Raw genomic sequence first — 13,208 nt, forward strand, 5'->3', positions numbered from 1 at the left:
AGACCCCGATGGACGGATACGCCAACACGGCGCTCCACAAGGCCTTTCAGGCGCATCCGGCCCGCCGGTGACGGCCACCGATACCAGAACGGCCGCTCCCGCCCCGGCCGACGGCGCGCCCGTGGCGCCGGCGAAGACCTCGGTGCTGCGCAGCGGCGCGGTCATGGCGGCCGGCTCGATCGTCTCCCGCGCCACCGGCTTCGTCCGCTCCGCCGTGGTCGTCGCCGCACTGGGTACCGGACTGCTCGGCGACGGCTACGCCGTCGCCAACACGGTCCCGAACATCCTGTACATGCTGCTCGTCGGCGGCGCCCTCAACGCCGTCTTCGTCCCCGAGCTGGTCAAGGCCGCCAAGGAACACAAGGACGGCGGCGCCGCGTACACCGACCGGCTGCTGACCGCCTGCACCGCGGCGCTCCTGGTGCTCACCGCCCTCGCCGTGCTCGCCGCACCGCTGATCATCTCCGCGTACACCCCCTATACCGGGGCCCAGGCGAGCACCACCGTGGCCCTGGCCCGCTACTGCCTCCCGCAGATCCTGTTCTACGGACTGTTCACGCTGCTGGGCCAGGTGCTCGGTGCCCGCGGCCGGTTCGGCGCGATGATGTGGACCCCGGTCCTCAACAACCTCGTCATCATCGGCGTCTTCGGGCTCTTCCTCTACGTCTCGCACGATGCGGCGGCGGACGGCCTCACCGCCGCCGAGACCCGGCTGCTCGGCCTCGGCACCACCGCCGGCATCGTCATCCAGGCCCTCGCACTGATCCCCTCGCTGCGCGCTGCCGGCTTCCGCTGGCGCCCCCGCTTCGACTGGCGCGGCAGCGGCCTCGCCCGCCCGCTGCGCAACGCGGGCTGGCTCGTCATGCTCGTCCTCACCAACCAGATCGGCTACTGGGTCGTGACCCGGCTCTCCACCGCCACCGGGCAGCGCGCCATCGAGGCGGGCCTCGCGTCCGGCGCCGGATACACCGCCTACAGCAACGCCTATCAGCTGTGGATCGTCCCCCAGGGCATCATCACCGTCTCCCTGGTGACGGCCCTGATGCCCCGGATGAGTTCCGCCGCCGCCGACGGCGACCTCGGGGCGGTCCGCCGCGACGTCTCCTACGCGCTGCGCTCCAGCGCCGCCCTGGTCGTCCCCGCGGCCGCGCTCTTCGCCGCCCTCGCCCCCTGGGTGATGGGCGCCGTCTTCGGGTACGGGCGCACCACCGCCGCCGACGTCGGCCTGATGGCCGGCATGCTCATCGCCTTCGCCCCCGGCCTGATCGCCTTCTCCGGCCAGTACGTCCTCTCGCGCGGCTTCTACGCCCTCTCCGACACCCGCACCCCGTTCTTCCTGAACCTGGTCATCGCCACCCTGAACGCCGGGCTCTCGGCGGCCGCCTACCTGCTGCTGCCCGCGCGCTGGGCGGTCACCGGCATGGCCGGCGCCTACTCCGTCGCGCTCTTCGCCGGCACGGCCGTCACCGCGTACGCCCTCTCCCGGCGCCTCGGCCCGCGCGCGGGCACCCGTAGCGAACAGCGGGCCACGGCCGCCGGCACCCATCTGCGGCTCGTGACCGCCTGCCTCCCGGCGGCCGCCGCCGGATACGCCGCCGCCCGCGCCGTCGAGGCCTTCGGCGACTTCGCCGCCGTCGCGGCGGGCACCGCGGCGATCGCCCTCGTCGTCGTTCTCCTCGCCAGGCCGCTGCGCCTGGTGGAAATCACCGATCTGCTGGACTCCCTGCGGCGCGCCGGACCTCGTGACACCGCCCTCGACGGGGCCGGCCGCGACACCCGGAGTTGATCGCGACCCCCTTGCGGCCGGCCCGCGCAGCCGTCACGGTGGCCCCATGGACGACCTCGCCGCGGACCTCCCGGACGTCTTCGACCCCCGCCTCTACGCCGAGGGCATCCCGTACGAACGCTACCGGCGGCTGCGCGACACGCACCCGGTGGCCTGGCAGGAGGAACCGGAGATCCTGGGCTGGCCCGCGGGCCCCGGCTTCTGGGCGGTCACCCGGCACGCCGATGTCGTGCGGGTCCTGCGCGACCACACCACGTACTCCTCCTGGCTCGGCGCCACCCAGATCCGCGACCCCGACCCGGCCGACCTGCCCTTCCTGCGGCGCACCATGCTCAACCAGGACCCGCCCGCCCACGGGCGGCTGCGCCGGCTGATCGCCCGCGCCTTCACGCCCGCCCGCGTCGACGCCTTCGCCGGCCGGGTGCGCGAGCGGGCCCGTACCCTGCTCGCCGCCGCCCGTGACCGGGCCGAGGACGGCGCCGCCGACCTGGTCGCCGCCGTCACCGACGAGTACGCGCTGCTCAACCTGACCGACCTGCTGGGCGTTCCGGCCGCCGACCGGGGCCTGTTGCTGGAGTGGACCGTACGGGTCATCGGCTACCAGGATCCCGAGGACGCGCCCGCGCCCCCGCTCGGCCCCGACGGCAGACCCCTCAACCCGCGCTCCCCGGCGCTGCTGGGCGAGATGTTCGGGTACGCCCGCGAGCTGGCCGCGTACAAGCGGACGCACCCCGGCGACGACGTGATGACCGCCCTCGCCCGGGCCGCACTGGACCCGGAAGAGCTGGAGATGTTCTTCTTCCTGCTCACCGTCGCGGGCAACGACACCGTACGCTCCGCCGCGCCCGGCGGCCTGCTCGCCCTGGCCCGGGACCCGGACGCCTACCGGCGGCTCGCCGACGGCCGGGCCCCGATGGACCGCGCCGTGGACGAACTCCTGCGCGTCCACCCGCCGGTGCTGAGCTTCCGCCGCACCGCCGCCCTCGACACCGAACTCGCCGGGCGGACGATCCGTGCGGGGGACAAGGTGGTGGTCTTCCACGCCTCCGCCAACCACGACGAGCGCGTCTTCACCGACCCCGGGCGCCTCGACCTCGGCCGGGCGCCCAACCCGCACGTCTCCTTCGGTGAGGGGCCGCACGTCTGCCTCGGCGCCCACTTCGCCCGGCTCCAGCTGCGCAGCCTCTACGAGGAGTGGCGCACGGCCATGCCCGTTCCCGAACTCGCCGGTCCGCCACGGCGCTTGGTGTCGAACTTCATCAACGGGATCACGCGGCTTCCGCTACGGGTGTCCGGGCCTGCCGGGTGACGTCCGCCACCAGCTCGGTCACGTCCGGGCCGTATGCGTCGGAGTTGATGACCTTCAGCAGGACGCAGAAGGAATCCCCGCCGTACGTGCGGGCCAGCGCTCGGTGCTGCTTGGCCAGATAACGGGCGGCGGCCTGGTTGCTGATGGCGGTCTGCCCCGACAGGAGGAACACGGGCCGGGTTCCCCGCCCGGTGGTCAGCCGTGCCAGCAGCACGTACTCCACCTGGCCCTTGACCCAGCGGTACGTCTCACCGCCGACGGTGATCGCTCCACGGTCCGGTACGGATTCGCTGTTGAAGATGACCCGCACCCCGGGGAGCATGGACGCGAGGTGCGCCACGGTCCGGGCGTTGGAGGAGGGCCCGCCGACGCAGAACTCGGCGCGCTCGCCGAACCCCTGACGGGCCCCGTCGTGGGTGACGATCTGCACGTTCGCCCCGCAGTCCTTGATCAGGGACGAGATCTCCAGCAGCGCGAACGCGTCGTTGCGGTGCAGCGACGAATCGGTTCCGCCCATCTGCCGGTTGACCACGAACAGGCAGTCCGACCCGGTCGGCAGTCCGAAGAAGGCCTGCTTGCGGCGCAGGGCGCGGCGCCACAGATAGGTCCGGGAGAACCAGCCGAACCCGCCGCTGAAGGCGGTGGCTATCACCCCTAGCACGATGTTGCGCACGTCGTCGTTCACGCTGCGGATGGTAGCCGTCACGCGGCCTTCCTGACGCGGGAGGGGCCGTGAAGTTAGGCTGCGGCTCGCAGGTCTGACAGCCCGTCCAACCGCCGCTGGAGGAACCGGATGCGTGGTCCCGCCGCACGTCAGTTAGCGCTCGTCGCCCTCGCCGGGGCACTCGTCACCACCGGGGCCGCGGCCCCGCCGTCCGGGAGCGCCACCCCGCCCAAGGTCCCCGTCGCCGCCGGGTACGGCGGGGCCGTCGCCAGCGTCGACGCCGACGCCTCGGCCGTCGGGATCGCCGTCCTGCGCTCCGGCGGGAACGCCGTGGACGCCGCCGTCGCCACCGCCGCCGCACTCGGGGTCACCGAGCCGTACTCGGCCGGCATCGGCGGAGGCGGATACTTCGTCTACTACGACGCCTCCTCCCGCCGGGTGCACACCATCGACGGCCGCGAGACCGCGCCGGCTTCGGCCACCGCCACCCTCTTCCAGGAGAACGGCGCCCCCATCCCCTTCGCCGAGGGCCAGACCAGCGGCCGCTCGGTCGGAGTCCCCGGCACGCCCGCCACCTGGACGAGCGCCCTCGACGCGTGGGGCACCCGCCCGCTGCGCGGGCTTCTCAAGCCCGCCGAGAAGCTGGCGCGCGACGGGTTCACCGTCGATGCCACCTTCCGGGCCCAGACCGAGGCCAACGAGGCCCGGTTCAAGGACTTCCCGGACACCGCCGGGCTGTTCCTGCCGGGCGGGGCGCTGCCGGTGGTCGGCTCCACCTTCAAGAACCCGGACCTGGCCGCCACCTATGCCGAACTCGGCCGCAAGGGCACGGGCGCGCTCTACCGGGGCCCGATCGCCGAGGACATCGTCGAGGCCGTCCGCAAGCCCCCGGTGGACCCGGCCGCGACGCGCAACGTCCGCCCCGGCGATCTGACCACCCGCGACCTGCGCGCGTACGAGACCAAGCGGCAGGCTCCGACGCAGGTGAGCTACCGGGGCCTGGACGTCTACAGCATGGCGCCCTCGTCCTCCGGCGGCACCACCGTCGGCGAGGCGCTCAACATCCTGGAACGCACCGACGTGGGCTCCCTGTCCGAGGCGCAGTACCTGCACCGCTTCATCGAGGCCTCGCGGATCTCCTTCGCCGACCGCGGCCGCTGGGTCGGCGACCCCGCCGCCGAGAACGTGCCGACCCGGCAGCTCCTCTCCCAGCGGTACGCGGACTCGCGTGCCTGCCTCATCACGCCCGACCGGGCGCTGACCAGTCCGCTGGCACCCGGTGACCCGCACGACCCCGCGCCCTGCGCCACCACCGGCCAGGCCGCCCCGACCACGTACGAGGGGGAGAACACCACCCATCTGACGGTCGCCGACCGCTGGGGCAACGTGGTCTCGTACACCCTGACCATCGAGTCCACCGGTGGCAGCGCGATCACCGTCCCGGGGCGCGGCTTCCTGCTCAACAACGAGCTGACCGACTTCTCGTTCGCGCCGGCGGCTCCCGGGGTCCCGGACCCGAACCTGCCCGGCCCCGGCAAGCGGCCCCGCTCGTCCATGTCCCCGACGATCGTGCTGGACGATGGCCGGCCGGTCCTGGCCGTCGGGTCCCCGGGCGGCGCCACCATCATCACCACCGTCCTCCAGACCCTGATGGGCCACCTGGACCGGGGCCTGCCGCTGGTCGACGCCATCGCCGCGCCGCGCGCCAGCCAGCGCAACCAGACCACGACCGAGCTGGAGCCGGGCCTGTGGAACAGCCCGGTGCGCGCCGAGCTGGAGGCACTCGGCCAGGGCTTCCGGCAGAACCCGGAGATCGGCGCGGCCACCGGCGTCCAGCGGCTGCCGGACGGCCGCTGGCTGGCCGCGGCGGAGACCAGCCGGCGCGGCGGCGGCTCCGCGATGGTGGTCCGGCCGTACGGGAGGCCGTGACCCTCCGGGAGACCGCTTAGAGAGCGGTGAGGATCCTCGGGCCGTCGGCGGTGATCGCGACCGTGTGCTCCGCGTGCGCGGCGCGGCTGCCGTCGATGGTCCGCAGGGTCCAGCCGTCCGCGTCGCACCGGTAGTCGTCCGTACCGCCCGCGATGACCATCGGCTCGATCGCGAGGACCATGCCGGGGCGCAGCTTCATGCCGCGCCCCGGCGGGCCCTCGTTGGGCACGCCAGGGTCCTCGTGCATGCTGCGGCCGATGCCGTGGCCGCCGAAGCCGTCCGGGATGCCGTATCCGGCGGTGCGGCAGACGGTGCCGACGGCGTGGGCGATGTCGCCGATCCTGTTGCCGGGTACGGCGGCGGCGATCCCGGCCGCGAGGGCCGCCTCGGCGGTCTCGATCAGCCGCAGGTCGGCGGGGCGGGCCCGGCCGACGGTGAAGCTGACGGCCGCGTCGCCGACCCAGCCGCCCAGCTTCGCCCCGAAGTCGATGCTGACGAGGTCGCCGTCGCGCAGCCGGTGGCCGTCGGGGATGCCGTGCACGATCGCGTCGTTGACCGAGACGCAGATGACGGCGGGGAAGGGCACGGGCGCGAACTGCGGCCGGTATCCGAGGAAGGGCGAGCTCGCGCCGGCTTCCCGGAGCACGTCGCGGGCCACCTCGTCCAGGTCCAGCAGGGAGGTCCCGACGCGCGCGGCCCGCCGCGCGGCTGTCAGGGCGCGCGCGACCACCCGGCCCGCGGCGCGCATGTCGTCGATCGCCTGGTCTGTCTTCAGTTCCACCATGCCAATAACTATACCGGTATAACTGTAACGGGATACTTATCGGGTTCAGGGGTAGGATGGGGGCATGGTCCGTACCCCTCTCACCCCCGAAGAGCGCGAGCGCGGCGAGCGGCTGGGCGCGCTGCTGCGCGAGTCCCGCGGCGGCCGCAGCATCGTCGAGGTCGCGGCGAGCGCCGGCCTGTCCCCCGAGACCCTGCGCAAGATCGAGACGGGCCGGGCGCCCACCCCCGCCTTCTTCACCGTCGCCGCCCTCGCCGAGGCGCTCGGCCTCTCGCTCGACGACGTGATGCGGCGCTGCGCCTTCGTGCCCGCCTGAGCCGTACGCGCTCCGGTCCGGCGGCCGAGTGGCCGTCAAGGGCCTGCCGTTCGGGCGGGCCCGGCGCCCGAACGGCCCCATCGGGGGTGCGAGGGCCCGGGATGCGGGGGAAGCGTGAAGGGGTGTCAGCCAAGAACGCAACGAAGCAACTCGGTATCGGACTCGTCGGCGCCCTCCTCGCGGGCGGCCTGCTGCTCGCGGCCTGGGACGCCCCCGAGGGGCGGCCCCGTGCCGGCGAGGAGCGGACCGGCGCGAAACCTCCGTATACGCGAGACCTGGGGGGACGGTGACCGGCTTCGGGCTCACTCACCTAGGGTCGGGGGATGACGCTTGAGGAGCTCGGCAAGGCGCGGTACGTCAGTCTCACAACCTTCCGCAAGGACGGCACGCCGGTGGCGACCCCGGTGTGGGCGGCGGCGGAGGGCGGTGAGCTGTACGTCTGGACGCGCAGCGATTCGTGGAAGGTGAAGCGGATCCGCAACAACGGGCGGGTCACCGTCTCCGCGTGCGATGCGCGGGGGCGGGTGGCGGCGGGGGCGCCCGTGCTGGAAGCGGAGGCGCGGCTGCTGGACGAGGCGGGGCTGAAGCGGGTGCGCGGGCTGATGTCCCGCAAGTACCGCTGGCAGTTCTGGGCGGTGGATCTGCCCGCCGCGCTGGTGCGGCGGGGCGCGCGGCCGCACACGGGCATCGCCGTCAAGCTTTGAGACTCCCGTAGCCCGCCCGTAACACGGGTGCGGTCCAATGCGGTCATGGAGACCGCGACTTCGCTGGCGATCAGTCAATTCTCGGACTACTTACGGGGTTTGACGCGGAGACTGGACCCCGGGGCGGGCTGGTACGGAGAGTTCCTGCGGCGGGACCCGGAGGGGATGCGGGCCTGCCTGAACGGGGTGGCGATGCCGCCGTGGGACGTCGTGGAGTCGCTGCTGCTGGACGCGGGCGCTCAGGCCCCGGAGGCGGAGTACGCGGCCGGGCTGCGGGCGGCGGCCGTCACGGCGTGGGACCTGCGGCCGGGCGGGGTCGAGGAGCTGCGGAACCTGCTGACGGCGGCGGTCGCCGAGCGCGCGGCATCACGGGCGGCCCTGCGGAACCTGACGGCGCGGCTCGCGGTGGCGGCGGACCCGGCAGAGGCGGACGCCCTGGCCCGGGAGCTGCCGTGGGCCCAGGACGACGCGGCCAGGGCTGCCGCCCGCTACGAGGACCTGACCTCCCGCCTCACCGCGACGCCGCACCAGCGGCCATCCCCGCCGAACCAACCACCCCCCGCCCAGCCCGCCCACCCAACCCAGCCCCAGCCCAGCGCCCAGCCCGAACGGCAGCCCGAAGCGCAGGCCGGGCGGCAGGCCGAGGGGCAGGCCGGGCGACAGGCCGAGGGGCAGGCTAGGGCGCAGGCCGGGCGGCCGACCGAGGGGCAGGTTGAGTGGCTGGCCGAAGCGCAGACTGAGTGGCCGACGCAGCAGGCCGGGGCTCGGGCTCAGTGGCCGACCCAGGCGCAGGCTGAGGCACTGGCTGAGTGGCCGGCCCAGGCCCAGGCGCAGGCTGAGGAGCAGTTTCAAGCCGAGCGGCCCACCGAGGGGCAGGTGCGGGGAGCGGGGACGACCAAGGGCCAGGCCCCGGCGCAGGCCGAGGCCGAGCCGCCGGTCGGGCGGGCCGAGGGGCGGTGGCTGCGCGGTGCACGGCGGGCCGGCGGGGCCAGGTACGCGGGCGCGGCGGTCCCGGAAGCCCAGGCGTTCACGCCGCCACCGGGCCACCCGGCCGGTGCCACCGCGGCGGAAGCCGACCTCCCGGCTCCGCGCGGAGCCCGCTTCGCCCTGCCGGAGCCGAAGCATCGCCCGACCGCCGCCACACCCCCGACCCCCGCCATCCCTGCCGCGCCTGAGGCCCCGGGCATGCCCGCAGCCTCCGCCGCGCCTGCGGCCTCCGGCATGCCTGCGGCCCACGGGGCGTCTGCTGCGCCCGGTATGGCCCCGGCCCACGGCGCGTCTGCGGCCCCCGGCATACCCCCGGCCCACGCCGCGCCCGCGGCCCCCGGTATGCCCCCGGCCCACGCCGGGCGTCAGGGCGTTGCCGCGTCGCCGGACGACGGCCCAGCCGGGGTCGGGGTGTGGGGTGGGGCCGTGCGCGGGGAGCGAGGGGGGCCGGCGATCGGGGGGTTTGTCGGGGAGTTGGTCATGCTGCGTGCGCGCGGTCGCAGTGGTGAGGCGCACGTGTTGCTGTGCGAGGCCGCCGCCTGGCCCGCCGAGCGGTGGCCCGGGCTCGCCTCGGAGCTCGGGCGGGCCGGCCTGGCGGCCGACTGGGCCACGCTCCTCTGGGAGGCGGCGGCCTCGCTCCCGCCCGAGCGGCTCGCCGCGGCGGCCGCCGCCCTCGGCGAGGCCGGCCGGGACGCCGACTGCGACACCCTGTTGCGCCAGGGCGTCGCCCGCCCCACCGCCGAGATCGCGGACGCCGCACAGGCCCTCGGCGCCGCCGGCCGTACCCGCGAGGCCGACGCCCTGCTCGGCGCCTTCGTCCGCGTCCGCACCGCGGAAGAGGCGGCCGCCCTCGCCCGCCGCGCCCCGCAGTGGTTCGCCCCGCGCCTGCTCCGGGCCGCCCGGGCGATCTCCGCGAGCAGCCACCGGGATCTGGTGCACGCCCTGCGCGTGGCCGGGATCGGCGCGGCGTAAACCGCCCGCCTCCTGACCGCAAACGACCACGGGACGACGTAACGTGATCGACTACTCCAACCGCGCACGGCGGTCTTGCCCCACGGAGTGACGAGGCCTACCTTCAACTCCCTACGTACTCCGTCTACGTGCGTAGAAGTCGGCGTTCCCGTCGCGAGGAGCAGCTCATGGCCCAAGTCGTCCGCGCCGCGCTGGTCCAGGCCACCTGGACCGGAGACACCGAGTCGATGATCGCCAAACACGAGGAGCACGCCCGCCGGGCCGCCGCCCAGGGCGCGAAGATCATCGGGTTCCAGGAGGTGTTCAACGCCCCCTACTTCTGCCAGGTCCAGGACCCCGAGCACTACCGCTGGGCCGAGCCCGTCCCCGACGGTCCCACCGTCCAGCGGATGCAGGCGCTGGCCCGCGAGACCGGCATGGTGATCGTCGTACCGGTCTTCGAGATCGAGACCGAGGGCTTCTACTACAACACCGCCGCCGTCATCGACGCCGACGGCAGCTACCTCGGCAAGTACCGCAAGCACCACATCCCCCAGGTCAAGGGCTTCTGGGAGAAGTACTACTTCCGCCCGGGCAACCTCGGCTGGCCCGTCTTCGACACCGCCGTCGGCCGGATCGGCGTCTACATCTGCTACGACCGCCACTTCCCCGAGGGATGGCGCCAGCTCGGTCTCGCCGGAGCCCAGCTGGTCTACAACCCCTCCGCGACCCACCGCGGCCTCTCCGCGCACCTGTGGCAGCTGGAACAGCCCGCCTCGGCCGTCGCCAACGAGTACTTCATCGCCGCCATCAACCGGGTCGGCCGGGAGGAGTACGGCGACAACGACTTCTACGGCACCAGCTACTTCGTCGACCCGCGCGGCCAGTTCGTCGGCGACGTCGCCAGCGACAAGGAGGAGGAACTCCTCGTCCGCGACCTCGACTTCGACCTGATCAAGCAGGTCCGCGAGCAGTGGGCCTTCTACCGCGACCGCCGCCCCGACGCCTACGGAGGACTCGTACAGCCGTGACCAACCCGATCCCCCTGCACAGCCGGCACAGCTCCGTCATGCCCGACTGGCTCGCGCTCTACTACGACCGCCCCATCGAGCTCACCCACGGCGAGGGCCGCCACGTCTGGGACGCCGACGGCAACCGCTACCTCGACTTCTTCGGCGGCATCCTCACCACGATGACCGCCCACGCCCTGCCCGAGGTCACCAAGGCCGTCTCCGAACAGGCCGGGCGGCTCATCCACTCCTCCACCCTGTACCTGAACCGGCCGATGATCGAGCTGGCCGAGCGCATCGCGGCCGTCTCCGGCATCCCGGACGCCCGGGTCTTCTTCACCACCTCCGGTACCGAGGCCAACGACACCGCCCTGCTGCTCGCGACCGCGTACCGCCGCTCCAACCAGGTCCTGGCGATGCGCAACAGCTACCACGGCCGGTCCTTCTCCACCGTCTCCATCACCGGCAACCGCGGCTGGTCCCCGACGAGCCTCTCGCCGCTCCAGACGTACTACGTCCACGGCGCGGTGCGCACCCGCGGACCCTTCGCGGCGCTGCCCGACGCCGAGTTCACCGCCGCCGCCGTCGCGGACCTCGAAGACGTCCTCGGCCAGGCCCGCGGGGGAGTGGCCGCCCTCATCGCCGAACCCGTCCAGGGCGTCGGCGGGTTCACCTCCCCGCCCGACGGCCTCTACGGGGCCTTCCGCGAGGTCCTCGACCGGCACGGCATCCTCTGGATCAGCGACGAGGTGCAGACCGGCTGGGGGCGTACCGGCGACCACTTCTGGGGCTGGCAGGCACACGCCCAGAACGGCCCGCCGGACATCCTCACCTTCGCCAAGGGCATCGGCAACGGCATGTCCATCGGCGGCGTCGTGGCCCGCTCCGAGGTGATGAACTGCATCGACTCGAACTCCATCTCCACCTTCGGCGGTTCCCCGGTCACCATGGCGGCCGGCGTCGCGAACCTCGCGTACCTGCTGGAACACGACCTCCAGGGCAACGCCCGCCGCGTCGGCGGCCTGCTGCTGGAGCGGCTGCGCGTCATCGCCGCCACCGTGCCGGCGGTACGGGAGGTCCGCGGCCGGGGCCTGATGGCCGGGCTGGAGCTGACGGAGCCCGGCACCGACCGGGCCGACCCGGAAGCGGCGTCCGCCGTACTGGAGGCCGCCCGGGCGGGGGGCCTGCTGATCGGCAAGGGCGGCGGCCACAACACCAGCGTGCTCCGCATCGCGCCACCGCTCTCCCTCACCGTCGCCGAGGCGGAAGAGGGCGCCGAGATCCTCGAACAGGCCCTGCGCACGGTGTGACACCGGCAGGGCGACCGACCCGATCCGAGCCCCTGGGGGGAGACGCACATGACCATCCGCACCCTGATCCGCGGCGGTCTCGTCATCACGGCCGCCGACGAACTCCACGCCGACGTGCTGATCGAGGACGGCCGCGTCGCCGCCCTCGCGGAGCACGCCTCGGCGGCGGCCGAGGCGTGGACGGCCGACCGTACGATCGACGCGAGCGGGAAGTACGTCATCCCCGGCGGGGTGGACGCGCACACCCACATGGAGCTCCCCTTCGGCGGCACCGCCGCCTCGGACACCTTCGAGACGGGCACCCGGGCGGCCGCCTGGGGCGGCACCACCACCATCGTCGACTTCGCCGTGCAGAGCGTGGGCCGCTCCCTGCGCGAGGGCCTCGACACCTGGTACGACAAGGCCGACGGCCGGTGCGCCATCGACTACGCCTTCCACATGATCCTCTCGGACGTCAATGCGGGGACCCTGAAGGAGATGGACCACCTCGTCGGGGAAGGCGTCACCTCCTTCAAACTGTTCATGGCCTACCCCGGCGTCTTCTACAGCGACGACGGGCAGATCCTGCGCGCCATGCAGCAGGCCTCCGGAAACGGCGGGCTGATCATGATGCACGCCGAGAACGGCATCGCGATCGACGTCCTCGTCGAACAGGCCCTGGCGCGCGGCGAGACCGACCCCCGCCACCACGGCGAAGTGCGCAAGGTGCTGCTGGAGGCCGAGGCCACCCACCGGGCGATCCAGCTCGCACGGGTCGCCGGCTCCCCGCTGTACGTCGTCCACGTCTCGGCGGAGGAGGCGGTGGCCGAACTGGCCGCCGCCCGCGACAAGGGCCTGCCCGTCTTCGGGGAGACCTGCCCGCAGTACCTCTTCCTGTCCACCGACAACCTGGCCGAGCCCGACTTCCAGGGCGCCAAGTACGTCTGCTCCACCCCGCTGCGCCCGCGCGAACACCAGGCGGCGCTCTGGCGGGGCCTGCGGACCAATGACCTCCAGGTGGTCTCCACCGACCACTGCCCGTTCTGCTTCCGCGGCCAGAAGGAGCTCGGCCGGGGCGACTTCTCCAAGATCCCCAACGGGCTGCCGGGGGTGGAGAACCGGATGGACCTCCTCCATCAGGCCGTCCTGGACGGCCACATCAGCCGTCGCCGCTGGATCGAGATCGCCTGCGCGACCCCGGCCCGGATGTTCGGCCTCTACCCCCAGAAGGGCACCATCGCGCCGGGCGCCGACGCCGACATCGTCCTCTACGATCCGCACGCCGAGCAGGTCATCTCCGCCGAGACGCACCACATGAACGTGGACTACTCGGCGTACGAGGGCAAGCGGATCACCGGACGCGTCGACAGCGTGCTCTCGCGCGGCGAACTCGTCATCGACCGGCGCGAGTACACCGGCCGGGCCGGCCACGGGGTCTTCGTCTCCCGCTCCACCTGCCAGTACCTGTAAGGAGTTGTG

General features: G+C 73.5%; 12 protein-coding genes. 10 read left to right on the forward strand and 2 right to left on the reverse strand.

What is annotated here, in order from left to right:
• Positions 1-67: 67 nt before the first annotated feature.
• Positions 68-1,786: a murein biosynthesis integral membrane protein MurJ gene (murJ, locus tag MTF65_RS28970; protein WP_374207320.1), complete on the forward strand. Its 1,719-nt coding sequence runs from the start codon at positions 68-70 to the stop codon at positions 1,784-1,786.
• 46 nt (positions 1,787-1,832) lie between these two features.
• On the forward strand, positions 1,833-3,095 hold the full coding sequence (locus MTF65_RS28975) for a cytochrome P450 (RefSeq protein ID WP_243631956.1): 1,263 nt from the start codon (positions 1,833-1,835) through the stop codon (positions 3,093-3,095).
• Here MTF65_RS28975 and MTF65_RS28980 read toward each other — a convergent pair.
• Positions 3,055-3,780 (reverse strand): hypothetical protein, encoded by a 726-nt coding sequence (locus tag MTF65_RS28980; protein WP_243631957.1) that lies wholly within the window; start codon positions 3,778-3,780, stop codon positions 3,055-3,057. The two genes, MTF65_RS28975 and MTF65_RS28980, sit on opposite strands and share 41 nt — an antisense overlap.
• Positions 3,781-3,888: 108 nt before the next feature.
• On the opposite strand from MTF65_RS28980, the gene ggt reads away from it, so the two are divergent.
• Positions 3,889-5,688, forward strand: a complete 1,800-nt coding sequence (gene ggt / locus MTF65_RS28985; protein ID WP_243631958.1) for a gamma-glutamyltransferase — start codon at positions 3,889-3,891, stop codon at positions 5,686-5,688.
• Between the two features lie 16 nt (positions 5,689-5,704).
• Here ggt and map read toward each other — a convergent pair whose 3' ends face one another.
• Complete coding sequence (gene map / locus MTF65_RS28990; protein WP_243631959.1) at positions 5,705-6,472, reverse strand: type I methionyl aminopeptidase; 768 nt, start codon at positions 6,470-6,472, stop codon at positions 5,705-5,707.
• Between the two features lie 64 nt (positions 6,473-6,536).
• On the opposite strand from map, the gene MTF65_RS28995 reads away from it, so the two are divergent.
• The 7 genes from MTF65_RS28995 to hydA all read left to right on the forward strand — a co-directional run bounded on the left by MTF65_RS28995 (position 6,537) and on the right by hydA (position 13,199).
• Entirely contained in the window at positions 6,537-6,788 is a 252-nt protein-coding gene (locus MTF65_RS28995; protein ID WP_243631960.1) for a helix-turn-helix domain-containing protein, read from the forward strand.
• A gap of 122 nt (positions 6,789-6,910) precedes the next feature.
• Positions 6,911-7,078, forward strand: a complete 168-nt coding sequence (locus MTF65_RS29000) for a hypothetical protein (protein ID WP_243631961.1) — start codon at positions 6,911-6,913, stop codon at positions 7,076-7,078.
• 33 nt (positions 7,079-7,111) lie between these two features.
• The gene (locus MTF65_RS29005; RefSeq protein ID WP_243631962.1) at positions 7,112-7,492 is read left to right on the forward strand and encodes a PPOX class F420-dependent oxidoreductase; all 381 of its coding nucleotides are present in this window, start codon (positions 7,112-7,114) and stop codon (positions 7,490-7,492) included.
• A 99-nt stretch (positions 7,493-7,591) separates the two neighbouring features.
• Positions 7,592-9,451 carry a hypothetical protein gene (locus MTF65_RS29010; protein ID WP_243631963.1) on the forward strand — a complete coding sequence of 620 codons (1,860 nt, stop codon included), beginning with the start codon at positions 7,592-7,594 and terminating at the stop codon, positions 9,449-9,451.
• Positions 9,452-9,618: 167 nt separating this feature from the next.
• A complete protein-coding gene (locus MTF65_RS29015) occupies positions 9,619-10,461 on the forward strand; it encodes a nitrilase-related carbon-nitrogen hydrolase (protein ID WP_243631964.1) in 843 nt (280 codons plus the stop codon).
• A 38-nt stretch (positions 10,462-10,499) separates the two neighbouring features.
• Positions 10,500-11,750 carry an aspartate aminotransferase family protein gene (locus tag MTF65_RS29020; protein ID WP_243632037.1) on the forward strand — a complete coding sequence of 417 codons (1,251 nt, stop codon included), beginning with the start codon at positions 10,500-10,502 and terminating at the stop codon, positions 11,748-11,750.
• Between the two features lie 48 nt (positions 11,751-11,798).
• A complete protein-coding gene (gene hydA, locus MTF65_RS29025; protein WP_243631965.1) occupies positions 11,799-13,199 on the forward strand; it encodes a dihydropyrimidinase in 1,401 nt (466 codons plus the stop codon).
• Positions 13,200-13,208 lie beyond the last annotated feature (9 nt).

It is taken from the genome of Streptomyces sp. APSN-46.1, assembly GCF_022815725.1.
Taxonomy (GTDB): domain Bacteria; phylum Actinomycetota; class Actinomycetes; order Streptomycetales; family Streptomycetaceae; genus Streptomyces.

Coding starts and splice junctions, on each gene's coding strand:
- hydA (WP_243631965.1), top strand. CDS start 11,799: ATGACCATCCGCACCCTGATCCGCGGCGGTCTCGTCATCACGGCCGCC.
- MTF65_RS29015 (WP_243631964.1), top strand. CDS start 9,619: ATGGCCCAAGTCGTCCGCGCCGCGCTGGTCCAGGCCACCTGGACCGGA.
- MTF65_RS29020 (WP_243632037.1), top strand. CDS start 10,500: ATGCCCGACTGGCTCGCGCTCTACTACGACCGCCCCATCGAGCTCACC.
- MTF65_RS28995 (WP_243631960.1), top strand. CDS start 6,537: ATGGTCCGTACCCCTCTCACCCCCGAAGAGCGCGAGCGCGGCGAGCGG.
- MTF65_RS28975 (WP_243631956.1), top strand. CDS start 1,833: ATGGACGACCTCGCCGCGGACCTCCCGGACGTCTTCGACCCCCGCCTC.
- MTF65_RS29005 (WP_243631962.1), top strand. CDS start 7,112: ATGACGCTTGAGGAGCTCGGCAAGGCGCGGTACGTCAGTCTCACAACC.
- ggt (WP_243631958.1), top strand. CDS start 3,889: ATGCGTGGTCCCGCCGCACGTCAGTTAGCGCTCGTCGCCCTCGCCGGG.
- map (WP_243631959.1), bottom strand. CDS start 6,472: ATGGTGGAACTGAAGACAGACCAGGCGATCGACGACATGCGCGCCGCG.